This is a genomic window from Thermophilibacter provencensis (assembly GCF_900128445.1).
GTDB classification, from domain to species: domain Bacteria; phylum Actinomycetota; class Coriobacteriia; order Coriobacteriales; family Atopobiaceae; genus Thermophilibacter; species Thermophilibacter provencensis.
On record NZ_LT671417.1, the window covers coordinates 2,262,143 to 2,278,586 of the forward strand.

At 69.9% G+C, this 16,444-nt stretch carries 15 protein-coding genes; 12 read left to right on the top strand and 3 right to left on the bottom strand.

Annotation, left to right across the window (positions count from 1 at the left end; all coding sequences use genetic code 11):
• Positions 1 to 163 precede the first annotated feature (163 nt).
• From BQ7391_RS10245 to BQ7391_RS10265, 5 genes are all read left to right on the top strand, one after another.
• The gene (locus BQ7391_RS10245; protein ID WP_075280518.1) at positions 164 to 856 is read left to right on the top strand and encodes a response regulator transcription factor; all 693 of its coding nucleotides are present in this window, start codon (positions 164 to 166) and stop codon (positions 854 to 856) included.
• Entirely contained in the window at positions 853 to 1,905 is a 1,053-nt protein-coding gene (locus tag BQ7391_RS10250) for a sensor histidine kinase (RefSeq protein ID WP_235858663.1), read from the top strand. The genes BQ7391_RS10245 and BQ7391_RS10250 overlap by 4 nt, the downstream gene beginning before the upstream one ends.
• Before the next feature lie 208 nt (positions 1,906 to 2,113).
• Complete coding sequence (locus BQ7391_RS10255; RefSeq protein WP_075280519.1) at positions 2,114 to 2,794, top strand: ABC transporter ATP-binding protein; 681 nt, start codon at positions 2,114 to 2,116, stop codon at positions 2,792 to 2,794.
• 92 nt (positions 2,795 to 2,886) lie between these two features.
• Positions 2,887 to 5,859, top strand: coding sequence for an ABC transporter permease (locus BQ7391_RS10260; protein ID WP_129583959.1), 2,973 nt, complete (start codon positions 2,887 to 2,889; stop codon positions 5,857 to 5,859).
• A gap of 143 nt (positions 5,860 to 6,002) precedes the next feature.
• On the top strand, positions 6,003 to 6,665 hold the full coding sequence (locus BQ7391_RS10265) for an HAD family hydrolase (protein ID WP_075280521.1): 663 nt from the start codon (positions 6,003 to 6,005) through the stop codon (positions 6,663 to 6,665).
• Positions 6,666 to 6,743: 78 nt separating this feature from the next.
• Here BQ7391_RS10265 and BQ7391_RS10270 read toward each other — a convergent pair whose 3' ends face one another.
• Positions 6,744 to 7,694 (bottom strand): SPFH domain-containing protein, encoded by a 951-nt coding sequence (locus BQ7391_RS10270; RefSeq protein WP_075280522.1) that lies wholly within the window; start codon positions 7,692 to 7,694, stop codon positions 6,744 to 6,746.
• 121 nt (positions 7,695 to 7,815) lie between these two features.
• Between BQ7391_RS10270 and BQ7391_RS10275 the strand changes: the two genes are divergently transcribed.
• The 7 genes from BQ7391_RS10275 to BQ7391_RS10305 all read left to right on the top strand — a co-directional run bounded on the left by BQ7391_RS10275 (position 7,816) and on the right by BQ7391_RS10305 (position 14,792).
• Positions 7,816 to 8,859, top strand: a complete 1,044-nt coding sequence (locus BQ7391_RS10275; protein ID WP_075280523.1) for a hypothetical protein — start codon at positions 7,816 to 7,818, stop codon at positions 8,857 to 8,859.
• Between the two features lie 170 nt (positions 8,860 to 9,029).
• Positions 9,030 to 10,181, top strand: coding sequence for an aldo/keto reductase (locus tag BQ7391_RS10280; RefSeq protein WP_075280524.1), 1,152 nt, complete (start codon positions 9,030 to 9,032; stop codon positions 10,179 to 10,181).
• A 93-nt stretch (positions 10,182 to 10,274) separates the two neighbouring features.
• Positions 10,275 to 11,255, top strand: a complete 981-nt coding sequence (locus BQ7391_RS10285) for a hypothetical protein (protein ID WP_075280525.1) — start codon at positions 10,275 to 10,277, stop codon at positions 11,253 to 11,255.
• Positions 11,256 to 11,415: 160 nt separating this feature from the next.
• The gene (locus BQ7391_RS10290) at positions 11,416 to 11,994 is read left to right on the top strand and encodes a xanthine phosphoribosyltransferase (protein ID WP_075280526.1); all 579 of its coding nucleotides are present in this window, start codon (positions 11,416 to 11,418) and stop codon (positions 11,992 to 11,994) included.
• Between the two features lie 257 nt (positions 11,995 to 12,251).
• Positions 12,252 to 12,575, top strand: a complete 324-nt coding sequence (locus BQ7391_RS10295; protein WP_075280527.1) for an ArsR/SmtB family transcription factor — start codon at positions 12,252 to 12,254, stop codon at positions 12,573 to 12,575.
• 10 nt (positions 12,576 to 12,585) lie between these two features.
• On the top strand, positions 12,586 to 12,804 hold the full coding sequence (locus BQ7391_RS10300) for a cation transporter (RefSeq protein ID WP_075280528.1): 219 nt from the start codon (positions 12,586 to 12,588) through the stop codon (positions 12,802 to 12,804).
• A gap of 83 nt (positions 12,805 to 12,887) precedes the next feature.
• Positions 12,888 to 14,792: a heavy metal translocating P-type ATPase gene (locus tag BQ7391_RS10305; RefSeq protein WP_075280529.1), complete on the top strand. Its 1,905-nt coding sequence runs from the start codon at positions 12,888 to 12,890 to the stop codon at positions 14,790 to 14,792.
• A 107-nt stretch (positions 14,793 to 14,899) separates the two neighbouring features.
• Here BQ7391_RS10305 and BQ7391_RS10310 read toward each other — a convergent pair whose 3' ends face one another.
• Together BQ7391_RS10310 and BQ7391_RS10315 are read right to left on the bottom strand one after the other, a co-directional pair.
• Positions 14,900 to 15,160: a glutaredoxin family protein gene (locus BQ7391_RS10310; RefSeq protein ID WP_075280530.1), complete on the bottom strand. Its 261-nt coding sequence runs from the start codon at positions 15,158 to 15,160 to the stop codon at positions 14,900 to 14,902.
• Positions 15,161 to 15,324: 164 nt separating this feature from the next.
• The gene (locus BQ7391_RS10315; protein WP_083662197.1) at positions 15,325 to 16,365 is read right to left on the bottom strand and encodes a D-alanine--D-alanine ligase family protein; all 1,041 of its coding nucleotides are present in this window, start codon (positions 16,363 to 16,365) and stop codon (positions 15,325 to 15,327) included.
• Positions 16,366 to 16,444 lie beyond the last annotated feature (79 nt).

Here is a 16,444-nt window from a genome sequence, read left to right on the forward strand (position 1 = left end):
TCCGCTCGGACCTCCACGATTCCCACATAGTTCCCGACCGCTAACCGGCAGGAAACATGCCGTTCACGGACAGGCATGCCTCCGGCGTCGGCGGCACGTGACGAAACCGTCATGCGAGGACGCGCAGCGCCACCCTATACTCTGAGGTGACGAAGGGAGTGCCATGCAGCGCATACTTCTCGCGGAGGATGACCAGCTCATCGTGGAGGGGCTCTCGGAGCTCCTCGCCAACGAGGGCTTTGTCGTTGACTCCTCCCCCACCCAGGCGGGCGCCGTCGAGCTCGCCTGCCGGCCCGGCGCGGGCTACGCCCTCGCGCTCGTGGACCTCACGCTCGCAGAGGGCAACGGGTTTGCGGTCTGCAACGCCATCAAGACCGCGGCGCCCGACGTGCCGGTGATCTTCCTCACCGCGGCCGACGACGAGCTCAACACCGTGACGGGCCTCTCCATGGGGGCGGACGACTACGTGGCCAAGCCCTTCCGCCCGCGCGAGCTCGTGGCCCGCATCCACGCCGCCATCCGCCGCGCGCACCCCGAGCGCACCGTGCTGCGCCTGGGGCGGGTTGCCATCGACCCCGACCGCGCGCACGTTGAGCTGGACGGCCAGGAGGTCGCGCTCTCCGCGCTCGAGTACCGGCTGCTGCTCCTCTTTGCCAAGAACGCGGGACGGCTGGTCACGCGCGACATGATGCGCGAGGCGCTCTGGGACGACGCGGGCGCCTACGTGGAGGAGAACACGCTCTCCGTCTACATCAAGCGCCTGCGCGACAAGCTCGAGGACGACCCGTCCGACCCGCAGCTCATCGTCACCGTCCGCGGCCTGGGGTACCGTGCCGGCGGGGAGGGCGCGGCGTGATCGGAAGGAACCGCGAGGTGCTCCGGACCGTCGCGGCGTTTCTCGCCGTGGGAGCGGCGTGCGCGCTCGCGGCCTGGCTCGCCGTGGGCGCCGAGGCGGCGGCCTGCGTCGGGTGCGCGACGGCGGCGCTGCTCGCCGTCCTGCTCCTCGCGACCAGGGCCCGCTACCGCGCGCTCGCGCGGCTCGCGGAGCAGGTGGACGAGGTGCTGCACGGCGGGCGCGACGTGAGCTTCGAGCGCATGCGCGAGGGGGAGCTCGCGATCCTCGCCTCCGAGCTCGACAAGATGAGGAGCAGGCTCACCCTCGCCGCCGAGGACCTCGAACGCGAGAAGAACGCGCTTGCCGACGCGCTGGCCGACATATCGCACCAGCTCAAGACCCCGCTCACCTCGCTCGGCCTCATGACGTCGCTCGTGCGCGGCCGGCTCGCCGCCGCAGGCGGGCACGAGGCGGAGGTCGCGCGGCTGCGCACGATGGAGCGTCTCGAGGACCGCGTGGAGTGGCTCGTCTCGTCCCTGCTCAAGCTCGCGCGCATCGACGCCGGCGCGGTGAGGCTCGCGCGGACCCGCGTGGACGGAGCGGAGCTCGTCCGGCACGCCGCCGAGCCGCTCGCCGTGGCCTTCGACCTCGCGGACGTGGCGCTCGTGTGCGACGTGCGCCCGGGCGCCGGCTTTGAGGGGGACCTCGCCTGGACCGCCGAGGCGCTCGAGAACGTCCTCAAGAACTGCCTCGAGCACACGCCCCCCGGCGGCGAGGTACGCGTAAGCTGCACGGAGGACGCGCTCGCCTTCCGCCTGCGCGTCGAGGACACGGGGCCCGGCATCCCCGAGCGGGACCTCCCGCACGTGTTCGAGCGCTTCTATCGCGGCGCCCCCGCTCCCGGCGCGGCGGCCGTGCCGGGCGGCTCCGAGGTCGACCCCGCCGGCGTGGGCATCGGCCTCGCGCTCGCGCGAAGCCTCGTGACGGCGCAGGGCGGCTCCATCCGCGCCGGCAACGCGCCCGGCGGCGGGGCGCGCTTCGACATCGTCTTCTTCAGGGCCACGGTGTGACGCGAGCGGCGTGCAAGGCGTGCGAAGGGGGCAGCGTGCAAAGGGGACAGTCACTTTTGCACACAAGCACCTGTGCAAAAGTGACTGTCCCCTTTGCACGCTGCCCCCTTCGCACGGCCGGGTGACGAATCCGTCACGCGCGCGTCATCGCGGCGCCGGGATCCTCTGCCATCATAGGGTCAACCGAGAAGGAACCGAGGAGGGACGATTGGACATCCTGCAGGTGGAGCACCTCACCAAGACGTACGGGAGCGGGGACACGGCCGTCACCGCCCTCGACGACGTGAGCTTCTCCGTCGCCGCCGGCGAGTTCGTGGCCATCATCGGAAGCTCGGGCTCAGGCAAGTCGACCCTGCTGCACATGATGGGCGGCGTGGACCGGCCCACCTCCGGCACCGTGCTCCTGAATGGGGAGGACGTCTTCCGGCGCACCGACGAGCAGCTCGCGGTCTTCCGCCGGCGCGAGGTGGGCCTCGTGTACCAGTTCTACAACCTCGTCCCCGTGCTGGACGTGGTGGAGAACATGTGCCTGCCGGTCCTCATGGACGGGCGGGCGGTGAACGAGGGGCGCCTCGTGGGGATGCTCCGCGCGCTCGGGCTCGAGGGGCGCGAGCACCACCTTCCCAACCAGCTCTCGGGCGGTCAGCAGCAGCGCGTGGCCATCGGCCGCGCGCTCATGAACGCGCCGGCGGTCGTGCTCGCCGACGAGCCGACCGGCAACCTCGACTCCCGCAACTCCGCCGAGATCATGGCGCTCCTGCGCGCGTCCAACCGGGACCTCGGCCAGACGCTCGTCGTGATCACGCACGACGAGGACATCGCCCTCTCCGCGGACCGCGTAATAGCGCTCGAGGACGGCCGCATCGCCTCCGACACGAGGGCGAGGTAGCCGTGGCGACCAACAGGCCGTGCAAAGGGGACAGGCACTTTTGCACGCGTAGCCGTGCAAAAGTGCCTGTCCCCTTTGCACGGTCCGTGTTCGTGAGGTACACGCTCCGCTCGCTCGCGGCCAACCGGGTGCGGACCGCCGTCACCGTTGTGGGCATCGCGCTCGCGACGGGCCTGCTCATGGCCGTGCTCACGAGCGTGACGAGCCTCCAGAACGGCCTCGCCAACCAGAGCCGCGAGAGCGGCGGCGTCTGGCAGGTGGAGTTCAGGGAGACCGACGACGGCGAGCTCCAGGCCCTGCGCGACGCCGCCGGCGATCTGCTCGACCGGCTCGCCCTTCGACGGGACCTCGGGGCCGCGCCCTTCTCCGCCGAGGACGCGGAGCGCCGGGGCACCTACCTCTCGGTGCTGACGCTCCCCGAGGAGCAGGGCGGCACGGCCCGCGCCAGGGGCGACCTCGACTACGAGGTGACGCCCGCGCCCACGCTCGCGTCAGGGCGGCTCCCCGAGAGGGACGGCGAGATAGCCCTGGACTCCGGCCTCATGGGGGCCGAGCTCGCTGAGGGCGCCTCGGAGCTCCCCGGCACGGAGGCGGGCGTGTCGGCGGACGGGCCGATCGAGGTGGGCTCCACGGTCACGCTCTCCCTCGGCAGGCGCGTCGCCCACTTCGAGGACGGCACGAGCCAGGAGGTCGGCGCGGAGACCGGAGTGATGTACCAGAGCGTCATCGAGGGGACCGACCCCGACGGCACCCCCAACGTCGAGCCCGTCCAGATCGCCGAGACCCTCGATGGCGTCTCCGCGCCGCGCTCCTACACCGTCGTCGGGTTCGTCGAGCCCGACTGGTCACTCCCGGGCACCGTGGCCTACGTGAGCCCCGACGACACGGGCGGCGCCGCCTCGACGCGCGCCGACGCGTACTTCTCGACAAGCTGCGCGAGCCACGAGGAGCTCACCTCCCTCGTGAATACCGTGCGCCCCGCCGCGGGCGCACGGCCCACGGTCCTGAACGGCGGCCTTCTCGCCTACGAGGGGCTCACGGGAGACCGGCGCGTCTTCGACAGCCTCGGCATGTTCGCGGCCACGCTCGCGACGGTGATCGTCGTCGCCGCCGTGAGCCTCATCTCGAACGCCTTCACCATCTCCGTCTCGGAGCGCACGCGCCAGTTCGGCCTGCTCTCCTCGCTCGGCGCCTCACGGCGCCAGCTGAGGGGCGCCGTCCTCGTGGAGGCGGGGGCGCTCGGGCTCGTGGGTATACCGCTCGGCGTGGCGCTCGGAATCGCGGGCGCCGCGGCCGCCTTCGCCGTCACCGGCACCGGCTGGGCGCGCATCGTGGGGACCGACACCGCCGTGACGCTCGTCGTGCGCCCGTGGTGCCTCTGGCTCACGGTGCTTCTCGCCTCCGCGACGCTGCTCGTGAGCGCCGCGGTGCCGGCACTCCGCGCGGGACGCGTCTCCGCCGTCGACGCCATCCGCGGCTCGCGCGACGTCCGGCCGGGCAGGCGGCTGCGCCGCGCCTTCTCGCGCCGTCGCCGCGCCATGGACGACTTCTCGGAGGACGGCAGCAGGCCGCGCGGGCTCGCAGCGCGCCTCGGCGGCGTCCCGGCGTTCCTCGCGCGGCGCACGCTCGCCGCCAGCGCGGGCAAGGCGCGCGTGGCCGTGGTCTCCCTCGCCGTCTCGGTGGCGCTGCTCGTGACGGCGGGCGTGACGGGAGACATGCTCTCGGGCGCGACGGGCGCGGGCCCCCTCACCATGACGGGCTACGACCTCGAGCTCGTGGCCGCCGACGAATCCGACGCGCTGGAGGCCCCCGAGCGCTCCGCAGTCCTCGACGGGGCGGACGAGGCGCTCGAGGAGATCGCCGCGCTCGACGGCGTCGAGGGCGCCGCCTACGTCTGCGAGTCGTCGACGACCGTGCGCCTCTCGGGAGGGCTTCTCGGCTGGAACGCGTCCGCGGACGCGGGCGGGGAGCTCTCGGGCAGCCTCGCCGTCGCCGCGGACGGGATCGCCACCGCGAACGTGCACCTCGTCGACGACGCCACCTGGCGCGCGCTCGCGGAGGCAGGGCACGTCTCCCCCGAGGCGGCCGACCCCGCGCGCCTCTCCGCCCTGCTCGTCGGAACCGTGGACGTAAACGACGGGGTTCGCTACGGCACGCGCCAGGCGCTAGCCGCCGGAACGACGGGCACCGTCGAGCTCCTCGTCCTCGAGGGCAGGGAGGGCTATGACGACCCCCTCGTCTCCTGGGGGCTCGACGAGGCGAGCGCCTACTACCCGCCGCTCTCGGGGTCGGACGGCGCCGAGGGTATCGAGCTCCCCGTGAGCGAGGTCGCGAGCGTCGTCGCGGAGGTTCCCACGACCGTGGTCCCCGACGACCTCGGGAGGGACTTTCCCGTGGCGGCGGCGCAGATGCGCGCGCAGTTCCCCACGCTCGTGATGCCCGCCCGGGCGGTCCGCGCGTCCGCGAGCGCCCTCGGGGCGCTTCGCCAGGGTCGCCAGACGACCTGGGCGTACTTCTACGCGCGCCTCGCCGAGGGTGCCGACGCCTCCCAGGCGCTGAGGGGGATGACCGACGTCGCGACCGGCCTGCCCGGCGTGGAGTCGCTCGGGACCACCAACCTCGCCGCCGTCCAGCGCGACGCCCGCGCGGTGTCGTTCACGGTGCGCGTCTTCCTGTACTGCTTCGCCGCCATTCTCGCCCTCATCGCGGTGGCCAACGTCTTCAACACCATCGCCTCGGGCATGATGCTGCGCGCGCGCGAGTTCGCCGCGCTGCGCTCCGCCGGCATGGGCGAGCGCGCGTTCCGGCGGATGATCCTCGTGGAGTGCGCCGATTACGCGCTGCGCGGGCTCGCGCTCGGCGCCTTGCTCTCTCTCGTCGTGGAGCTCTTCCTGTGGCAGGCGATGTCGCTCTCCGTGAGCGGGATCACGCCCGCGGTGCCCTGGGCGCACATCGCCATGGCGTTTGCCCTGGTGGTGGCCGTCCTCGCCGCAAGCGCCATCTACGCGCTCAGGAAAACGCACGCGATGAACCTCGTGGAGGCGCTGCGCGCCGACGCGCTCTAGCCCGACACAGGCGACCTGACAAAGGTGACAGGGTCGTCTGTCATGTTTTTCATGACAGACGACCCTGTCACCTTTGTCAGGTCCGCGGTGGAGGTCCTGCGATACAATGCGGCCTCGAACGAGACTCAGGCGAGAGGAACCCTATGCAGACGCCCCGGGCGGTTATCTTCGACATGGACGGAACGCTCGTCGACACCGAGCGCGTGAGCCAGACGGCATGGCGTCGCGCGGCGTCCGACCTCGGTATCGAGGTCCCCGAGCGCATCTGGGACGCCTTCGTCGGCTGCAGCATGCCCGACGCCCGAGCGATGATCGACGCCGAGTTCGGCAACCCCGCCCTCACCGACCGGCTCTTCTCGCGCCAGCACGATCTCTACTTCGTCATTCGCGAGCAGAGCCTCGAGCCCTGCGAGGGCGCGCTCGACGCACTCCGGGCGCTCGCGGACGCCGGCATGACGCTCGCGCTGGCCACCTCCACCGCCCGCGAGCACGCCCTGCCCCTCATGGAGCGCTTCGGGATGACGCCGTTCTTCTCGTCCATGACCTTTGGAGACCAGATCGAGCACGCCAAGCCGGCGCCCGACATCTACCTCGAGGCAGCCAGCCGGCTTGGCATCGACCCCATCAGCTGCGCCGCCGTGGAGGACTCGGTCAACGGGGCGCTCGCCGCCTGCGCAGCGGGCATGACCACCTACCTCGTGCCCGAGTGGGCCACCCCCACGCCCGAGGTCATCGAGAGGTGCGCCGCAGTGCTGGGAAGCCTGCGCGAGCTCCCCGCCGCCGTGCTGGGCCGGAGCCCTCGCTAGGCGAGAAGGGCGGGCCGGGCGCCCTCGACAGGAGGGACGACCCAAGCCCGCCCAAAGCGGAACTCGAGAAAGCGGGGGCTACTTCTGCGGGGACGCAGGCGGGACCTTGGAGCCCTCGTTCGCCTGCCCGGCCGCGAGCATCTGCTCGAACATGCCCGCGGTCTGCGTGAAGTCGCTCGGCAGCACCACGGTGGACGCCTTGCCGGTCTTGGCGAACTCACCCATCATCTCGGTCCACTGCGTGAACATGAAGAGCTGGTTGGCCTCGGCCGCGGAGACGCCCGTCTCCTGGATCGTGGCGAGGGAGTCGGAGATGCCGGCGGCGATGGCCTTGCGCTGGTTGGCGATGCCCTCGCCGGACTTCTCCATGGCCTCGGCCTCGGCCTGGGCCTCGGTCACGCGGCGGATGCGGTCTGCCTCGGCCAGGTCCTGCGCCGCCGCCTTCGTGCGCTGTGCGGCGTTGATCTGGTTCATCGAGTCCTCGACCTCGGCGGGCAGCGCGATCTTGGTGATCAGCGTCGAGACGAGCGTGAAGCCGTAGGCGGTCATCTGCTCGGACACGGTGTCGTTGACGTCACGCGCGATGTCGTCCTTCTTGGCAAAGACCTCGTCGAGCGTGTAGACGGGGATCGACGAGCGCAGCGCGTCGGTGATGAAGTCGCGCATCTGCGCCACCGGCTGCTGGAGCATGTAGTAGCTCTTGTACACGCCGGACTGCTGCGGGGTGGCACCCGTCTCGTAGCTCACGTGGTACTGCGCGGAGACCTCGAGGCCAATGGTGACGTTGTCCTGCGTCTTGACGTCGATGTTAAAGCCGTTCTTCATCGTGCGCAGAGAGACCGTGGCGGCCTTGCGGTCCACGAACGGAATCTTGGCGTGGAAGCCCGCGCCAACGATGCGGTGGAACTTGCCCAGGCGCTCGATGATCACGGCGTGCTGCTGCTTGACCACATAGAACAGGTTGCCCGTGACGAGGCCTACGATCAAGAACACAACAAGGACGAGAAGAACGAAGCCGAAGAGCTCCATGGTCACTCCCTAGAACGGCCAATAGGTTCCTCTCAGCATACCCATCTGGCCGGACAACAATATACTGGGAGCAGAGTTTTTACCGTGAGCTGGCATTTCCGCCGGATGGAGGGAGCCTCCCATGCCCGCTTTCCGCTTCTCGCGCCACGACGAGTCACAGGTCGACCCCTTCAACGCGGGCGAGCCCGTCCTGCCCTGGGACGAACCGGGCGCGCTTGCGGACGAGGGGGACGTCTTCGACGACCGCCCGTACGAGCGGATGGGAGAGCCGGAGCAGCAGGCGGGACCCGTCGAGTACGCGCCTCACGGCGAGCCAGGCGGCCAGCCCCACAAGCTCGAGGACAACTACCAGGCGCCCACCACGCGGGGGCGCGACTACGACGCCCCCTCCGTCGACGAGCCGGCGGCGAGCCGGCGTCGGGCGCGACGAGCGCCGCGGCCCGCGGCGGCCGAGCCCGTCAGCGACCGCAGGCCCTCGAGCGCGAGGCTCGGAAGGCTCATCGCGACGGTCGTCGTCGTCATCATCGCCGTGAACGTGGCGGTGCCCGTCATCACGCTCGTGGGCGAGTTCGCGGGGGACGCGTCCTCGTCCACCGAGGACACGTCCTACCTGATCTACGAGAGCGACGAGGCGGACGAGGGCGCCATGGAGCTCGCCGCGTCATCCGCCCTCTCGGGCGCGCTCGCAGACCCCGAGTCCGGCGCCCTGCACGACCTCATCGCCGGCTACCTGGACGACAAGCTCCTCTCCATCGAGGGCTACACCGCGGAGGAGCTGGGGATAGACGCGGACGCCTTCGCCTCGTGGGCGATCGCCAGCACGTCCTTCTCGACCGACGGCGCGTACGACCGCGGGGACGGGACGGCCGTCGTGTACGCCGACGTCGTCGCGCCAAGCGTCAGCGACGTCTTCTGGGCCTTCGACGACGCGATCGCGGACTACCTGGTGGAGCAGGACCTCTGGGGCATCTACGGAGGGGGCCAGGCGTCCGACCTCACCGACGAGCAGCGGGCGCACGTGGGAGACGTCTTCGCGGGCGTCCTCGAGGAAGCCGAGGGCGTCGAGGGCTTCAGCTCGATCAGCCTCCGACGCGATGGCGACGGATGGGCGGTCGACTCCGACGGGCTCGCCGACGCCTTCACGAGCATCTACGGCCTCTGGTAGGGCGCATGTCGCCCGCAGCCCATGGGCCGTGCGAAGGGGACAGTCACTTTTGCACGCAATCCACCTTGCGTGCAAAAGTGACTGTCCCCTTCGCACGGCCCGCGACCGTAGGCCACCTCCTCGGGGGGACGGCGTACAATGGACCCGGGTCAACGAGGGAGAGGGAGCCCATGATCGAATCGAAGACCACGCGCGTCGCGCCGTTCCAGGACGCTAGGGGCAAGCTCGGCTTTGGCTGCATGCGCCTGCCCAAGCTCGAGGACGGCAGCATTAACATCGCCACGTTCACGCAGATGGTGGACGCCTTCCTCGACGGGGGCCTCAACTACTTCGATACCGCGCGCCCCTACCACTCCGGCGGCTCCGAGCCGGCGCTCGCGCAGGCGCTCGCCTCCCGCCACGACCGCTCCGAGTTCCTGCTCGCGGACAAGCTCTCCCCCAACGGCTTCGAGCGCCGCGGGGACATCCGCCCGCTCATCGAGGACCAGCTGCGCGCCTGCGGCGTGGACTACTTCGACTTCTACCTCATGCACTCGCAGGGCATGGGCAACTACGAGAAGTACCAGAGCGAGCACGCCTACGAGGAGGCGTTCGCCGCGCGCGACGCGGGGCTCGTCCGTCACGTGGGCTTCTCGTTCCACAGCAATGCGGCCTTCCTGGATCGCATCCTGACCGACCACCCCGACGTCGAGTTCGTCCAGTTGCAGGTCAACTACCTCGACTGGGAGAGCGGCGTCATCCAGAGCCGCGCGTGCTGCGAGGTCGCCGCCGCCCACGGCAAGCCCGTCATCGTGATGGAGCCCGTCAAGGGGGGACGCCTGGTCAACCTGCCCGACGAGGCCCGCGATGCGCTCGCCGCCGCAGGAGAAGGCTCGCCCGCGAGCTTCGCGCTTCGCTTTGCCGCGGGGCTGCCGGGCGTGGAGATGGTCCTCTCCGGCATGGGCACGCCCGAGATGATTGCGGAGAACGTCGCCACCTTCTCGCCGCTCAGGCCGCTTTCCCCCGCCGAGTGCGACGCCATCGACCGCGCGACGCAGATTCTGCGCGGCCAGAACGCGATCGAGTGCACGGCCTGCCGATACTGCGTGGACGGCTGCCCCAAGAAGATCAACATCCCCGACGTCTTCTCCTGCCTCAACGCGAAGCGCGCCTACGGGGAGGGCTCCGCCGGCTTCTACTACAAGTCGGTCCACACGGGCCACGGCCACGGCCTTGCGTCCGAGTGCGTGGGCTGCGGCGCCTGCGAGCGCGCCTGCCCGCAGCACCTGCCCATTCGCGAGCTCCTCAAGGAGGTCGCGGCGGAGTTCGAGGACGAGGCCTAGACGAGCCAGATGGTTTTTCTCTCCACGTGAATACGAGCGGGTCTCGCGGGGAACAAAACACTGTCTGAAAAACGATGAGACCCGGGAGGCCCCATGGAAGAGACGCACGCCGAGAAGGACACGGCCCCCGAGCAGGTCGCTCACTTCGCGAGCCCCGGTATCTTTGAGGTCGGCCGCTCACCCAACGAGATCGTCCCCGCCGCGGACGGCCCCGAGCCGATTGAGGGGCGCCTCCGCAAGGCGCCGCTGCGCGTGCCGGACAACTACGAGGAGTGCAGCGGGTTCACGCTCTTCGGCCGCCGCATCCGAACGCTGCTCTACTCCACCGACGTCGCCGCGATCCGCAACTCCAACGCGGACGCGATCTTTGCCGTCTACCCGTTCACGGCACAGCCCGCCATCACGCAGGCGCTGCTCACGGTCGCCGAGGCTCCGCTCTTCGTGGGCGTGGGCGGCGGCACCACCACGGGTCGGCGCGCCGCGGAGCTCGCCGCCGTCTCCGAGATGCAGGGCGCCGCCGGCGTGGTCCTGAACTCCCCCGCCACCCCGGAGATGGTCGCGCAGGTCGCCTCCACCGTGGACATCCCCGTGATCGCCACGATCACGCGCTTTGACAACGAGGCCGCCGAGAAGATCCAGTCCGGCGCGCGCGTCATCAACGTGGCCGCCGGGCGCCGCACGCCCGAGGTCATCGCCGAGCTGCGCGCCGCCTTCCCCGCGCTTCCGATCATCGCCACTGGCGGGCGCGACGACGCGACCGCGGCCGCCACCATCGCCGCAGGCGCGAACGCGCTCATCTGGGCGCCGCCGAGCGTCGTGGAGCTGCAGCGCAACATGATGGTGCGCTACCGCGAGAAGGCGGAGGCGGCCGCCGAGGCCGCGGGCGAGGAGCGCCCCGTCGCCACCGTCGTCCCCGACATCACCGACATGCCCGTCGCCGACGTACCCAACGGCGTGGTGGAGAGCGTGCCGCCCGAGGTCGAGGCCGCCGAGCAGATCGGGGACGAGGACTTCGTGAGCCCGTACCGCGGACGGCTGCCGCGTCTGCCGTTCTTCGGACGGCGCGCCAAGTAGCGGGCGCACGTCCTTCTCGCCTTGCCCCTGGCACGCGCCCCGGCGCCGCCGGCTGTTGGCTCTCGATAATAACGGGCAAAGTTTCAGGTGAGCGAAACCAAAGGCGCGTCGAGCGTGCATAATGGACGGAACGCCAACACCACACGAGAGGGGCAGGCACATGCTGGAGCTTGAGGACCGCATCCGCAGGGACGGGATCGTTCGCGAGGGCAACGTCCTCAAGGTTGACAACTTCCTCAACCACCAGTGTGACGTGGCCCTCTACGACCACATGGGGGCCGAGTGGGCGCGCCTGTTTGCCGGGAAGCGCATCGACAAGATCCTCACGATCGAGGCCTCGGGCATCGGCATCGCGTGCGTGGCGGCAACCCACTTCGGCGGCGTGCCCGTGGTCTTTGCGCGCAAGACCGAGTCCAAGAACCTCGACGGCGACCAGTACCGCACCAACATCACGAGCTACACCAAGGGGCGCGAGTACCAGGTCATCGTCGCCAAGCGCTTCCTCACGCCCGGCGAGCACGTGCTCATCATCGACGACTTCATGGCCATGGGCTGCGCGATGAGGGGCCTGCTCGAGATCTGCGACGAGGCCGGCGTCGTCGTCGAGGGCATCGGCATCGCCATCGAGAAGGGCTTCCAGCCGGGAGGCGACGAGCTGCGTCGCCGCGGCTACCAGGTGGAGTCGCTTGCCGTGGTCAAGTCGATGGACGCCGAGACCGGCGAGATCGTGTTCGCGTAGACGCGGCCCCTCCCCTGGCCTCGGCTGCTGGCGCCTCTCCGGACGAGCCTCTCGCGCTGCCCTGACCGCGCCCTTCTCTGCCTGCGCTTCTTGGCTCCTCGCGTCTCCTCCGCCGAACCTCCCGCCCCAACAGCCACCGCGGAGAAGCAAGGCGCAAGATTCCCGTTGACATATGAACAGATGCTCATATAATCATGTGTAAGAAAACGTATGAGCATCCGTTCAGATGTTCATTCTCACGTGAGAGGAGGCCCATCATGGCCGAGAAGGTGGCTGCCGGGGAGGCTCCCGACGAGATGCCCGACGAGGAGCTGCTCTACGACCTCGCCGACCTGTTCAAGGTCTTCAGCGACACCACGCGCATCAAGATCCTCTACGCGCTCATGGGCCGCGAGCTCTGCGTCGCGGACATCTCCGAGGAGACGGGCTCCACACAGAGCGCCGTCTCCCACCAGCTGCGAACCCTCAAGTCGGCACGCCTGGTGAAGTTCCAGCGAGACGGGCGCAACGTCCTGTACTCGCTTGCCGACGACCACGTCTACACGATGCTCAACCAGGGCATGTCCCACATCTGCGAGTAAGGAGGCCGCGATGCGAAAGTCATACAGGCTCGACGAGATCGACTGCGCCAACTGCGCGCGCAAGCTGCAGGAGGAGCTCGCCAAACTGGACGGCGTGGACGCCGTTTCGGTGAACTTCATGACGCAGAAGCTCACGCTCTCCGCGGCCGACGACCGCTTCGATGACGTGCTGGGCCGCGTGGTCGCGCTCGCGGCCAAGATCGAGCCCGACTGCGAGATCATCCGCTAGCTCTGCAAATTGGGGACAGTCCCCAATTTGCAGAAAGGTTTTATGTGAAATGGGGACTGTCCCCAATTTGCAGAGGAGCTGCTGTGAACAAGAAGCAGAAGCGGTGGCGCAACCGCATCATCATCGCCCTGGCCCTCTTCGCCGCGGCGTTCGGCCTCGAGGAGAGCGGCCTTCTCGCCGCGCTCTTCGGGACGCCGGGCGACGTCTACGCGAGCTTCGCGCTCTTCCTCGTCCCCTACCTCGTCGCCGGCCACAAGACGCTCCTCGAGGCGGCGCGCAACATCCGTCGCGGCGACCCCTTCGACGAGGCGTTCCTCATGTCGGTCGCGTCCCTCGGCGCCTTTGCGATGGTCCTCTTCCCCGAGACGGAGCCCCATATGGCGGAGGGCGCCGCGGTCATGCTTTTCTATCAGGTGGGAGAGCTCTTCCAGAGCTACGCCGTGGGCCAGAGCCGCAAGTCGATCGCGGCCATGATGGACATCGCCCCCGAGTACGCCAACGTCGAGAAGGACGGCCGGCTCGTGGAGGCCGACCCTGCCGAGGTTGCCGTGGGAGAGACGATCGTGGTCAAGCCCGGCGAGCGCGTGCCGATAGACGGCGTGGTCACAGACGGCGTCTCCCAGCTCGACACCGCCGCCCTCACCGGCGAGTCCGTCCCGCGCCACGTGGAGCCGGGCTCCGAGGTCATATCCGGCTGCGTCAACATGACGGGCGTCCTGCGCGTCCGCACGAGCAAGCCCTACGGCGAGTCCACGGTGGCCCGCATCCTCGAGCTCGTGGAGAACGCGAGCGAGAAGAAGGCCCGCACCGAGAACTTCATCACCCGCTTCGCCCGCGTCTACACGCCGGCCGTAACGCTCTCGGCGCTCGCGCTCGCGGTGATCCCCCCGCTCGTCGGCATGGGCGCGTGGTCCGACTGGATCTTGCGCGGCCTCACCTTCCTCGTGGTGAGCTGCCCGTGCGCCCTCGTCATCTCCGTGCCGCTCAGCTTCTTCGGCGGCATCGGCGGCGCCTCGCGCCTCGGCATCCTCGTCAAGGGGTCCAACTACCTCGAGCTTCTCGCCCACGTGGACACCGTCGTCTTCGACAAGACCGGCACGCTCACGAGCGGCACCTTCAACGTGGTGGCCATCCACCCGGAGACCGGCGTGGACCCCGACTACGTGCTATCCATGGCGGCGCACGCCGAGTCCTTCTCGGACCACCCCATCGCCGTCTCCGTGCGCGCCGCCTACTCCGGCCAGATCGACCGCGGGAGGATTGCCGAGGCGCGGGAGGAGTCCGGCCACGGCGTCAGCGCGCTCGTGAACGAGCACCTGGTGCTCGTGGGCAACGACAAGCTCATGGCCGAGCACGGGGCCGCCTGGCACGACTGCGACCTCACGGGAACGATCCTGCACGTCACGGTCGACGGCGAGTACGTGGGCCACATCGTGATTGCCGACGTGGTGAAGGACGACGCCGAGGAGGCGGTCCGAGACCTCCACGCCGCCGGCGTGCGCCGCTGCGTCATGCTCACCGGCGACCGCCAGGACGTGGCCGAGGCCGTGGCGGGACGCCTGGGAATCGACGAGGTCCACGCGCAGCTCCTCCCCCAGGACAAGGTCGACGCCGTGGAGCACTTGCTCGCAGGCGAGAAGGACGGCGCGCGTCTGGCCTTCGTGGGCGACGGCATCAACGACGCGCCCGTGCTCATGCGCGCCGACGTGGGCGTCGCCATGGGTGCGATGGGCTCCGACGCCGCGATCGAGGCGGCCGACGTCGTCCTCATGGACGACCGCCCCTCCAAGATCGCCCAGGCCATGCGCGTGGCGCGCAAGACCATGCGAATCGTCTGGCAGAACATCGTATTCGCCATCGGCGTGAAGGTGCTGATCCTCCTGCTCGCCGCGTTCGGCATCGCCAACATGTGGCTCGCCGTCTTCGGCGACGTGGGCGTTGCCATGATCGCGATCCTCAACGCCATGCGCTGCATGCGCACGGAGTAGCCGCGCAGAGGCCGCGTGAAGGGGGGCGTGCGAAGGGGACGGTCACTTTTGCACGAATTCTACCCGTGCAAAAGTGACTGTCCCCTTCGCACGCCCCCCTTCACGCGCTAGCGGAGGTTCGCCCCAAGGTAGGCAATGATGTCATCCGACTCGTACATCGGCTCGCCATCGACGAAGAGGCAGGGAACCTGGCCCTTGCCGCCCACGCGGACGAGCTCGTCGCGCGCGGCGGGGTCGGAGGTTATGTCCTCCACCGCCACGCGCCCGTCATCGAGCCCGACGCGGGCGAGGTACGCGAGGACCTTCTGACAGTAGGGGCAGCCGGGCATGACGAACAGGCGGTATGAGGGGGAATTGGGCGCGGGCATGGGGGCTCCTCTCTGGTCGGGTTCTTCCGCCCGTATCCTACCCACGAAGCGCCATAGGATGCGCCCTCCACGAAATCTCGCCCGGAGAGCCGGCGCGAGGGGGCGGCGTGCGCGCGTCCGGCGGCCTCGGCCACGCGGGCTCGGGGCCGCCCTGGCGAGCGCGCCTAGGCGAGCCTCTCGGCGACGAGGGACTCGAGCACGTCGCCGAGCTCGTGGCCGGCGACGCGCATCATCTGGGGGAAGCGCGAGTAGTACGTGAGGCCAGGCATGGAGTTGACCTCGTTGAAGACGACCTCGCCCTCCGGCGTGACGAAGAGGTCCACGCGCGCGAGGCCCTCGCAGCCGAGCGCCTCGTAGACGGCCGTCCCGGCGGCGCGGACGCGCGCGAGGACGTCGTCGGGGAGCTGGGCGGGGCAGCGGAGCTCGGTGTTTGCGCCCGGTTCCTTCTCGAGGTGGATGCGGAAGAACCCGTCACCGGAGACCACGATCTCGTCGGGCTCGCCCATCCAGGTGCCGCGCACGGCGTCGCCCACGATGGCGCAGCCCACCTCGACGCCCGTGATGGCCTCCTCGACGGCGACCTTCTCGTCGAGCGCGAACGCGGCGTCGAGCGCCCCTGCGTACGCGGCCTCGTCGGCGACGCGGGAGACGCCGATCGAGGAGCCGCCGCGCGCGGGCTTCACGAAGACCGGGTATCCGCCGCAGGCCGCGACGGCCGCGGCGCACTCCTCCGGGGAGCACCCGCGCCAGAGCACCTCGCAGCGCGGCGAGCGAACGCCGGCCGCCGCGGCCAGCCGGTGAGACGCGTCCTTGTCCATGCACACGGCGCTCGCCATGACGCCGCAGCCCACGTACGGGACGCCGGCGACCTCGAGCGCGCCCTGGACGGTCCCGTCCTCCCCGCCCTGGCCGTGCAGGACGGGGAGGGCGACGTCAACCGCGAGGGGACGCGTGGCGCCGCCCTCGGCCAGCTCGACGAGGCCCGATCCCGGGAGGAGTGCCACGGGCGTGCAGTCGTGCCCCTCCCACGACCCGGTGAGCTCTGCCGGGTCCCCCGCGTAGCGCAGCCAGCGCCCGTCGCGCGTGATGCCCACGAGCACGAGCTCGAAGCGACCGTCCAGCGCGGAGACGACGTTGTCCGCGGACTTGCAGGAGATGTCGTGCTCGGTGGAGACGCCACCGAAGATGAGTGCAACCCTCGTCATGACCAACCCTTCGTCGGATACCTTCACGCGCCCCATTATAAGGATGGCGGGGTGACGGCTCGCGGTATAGTTGGGGTGA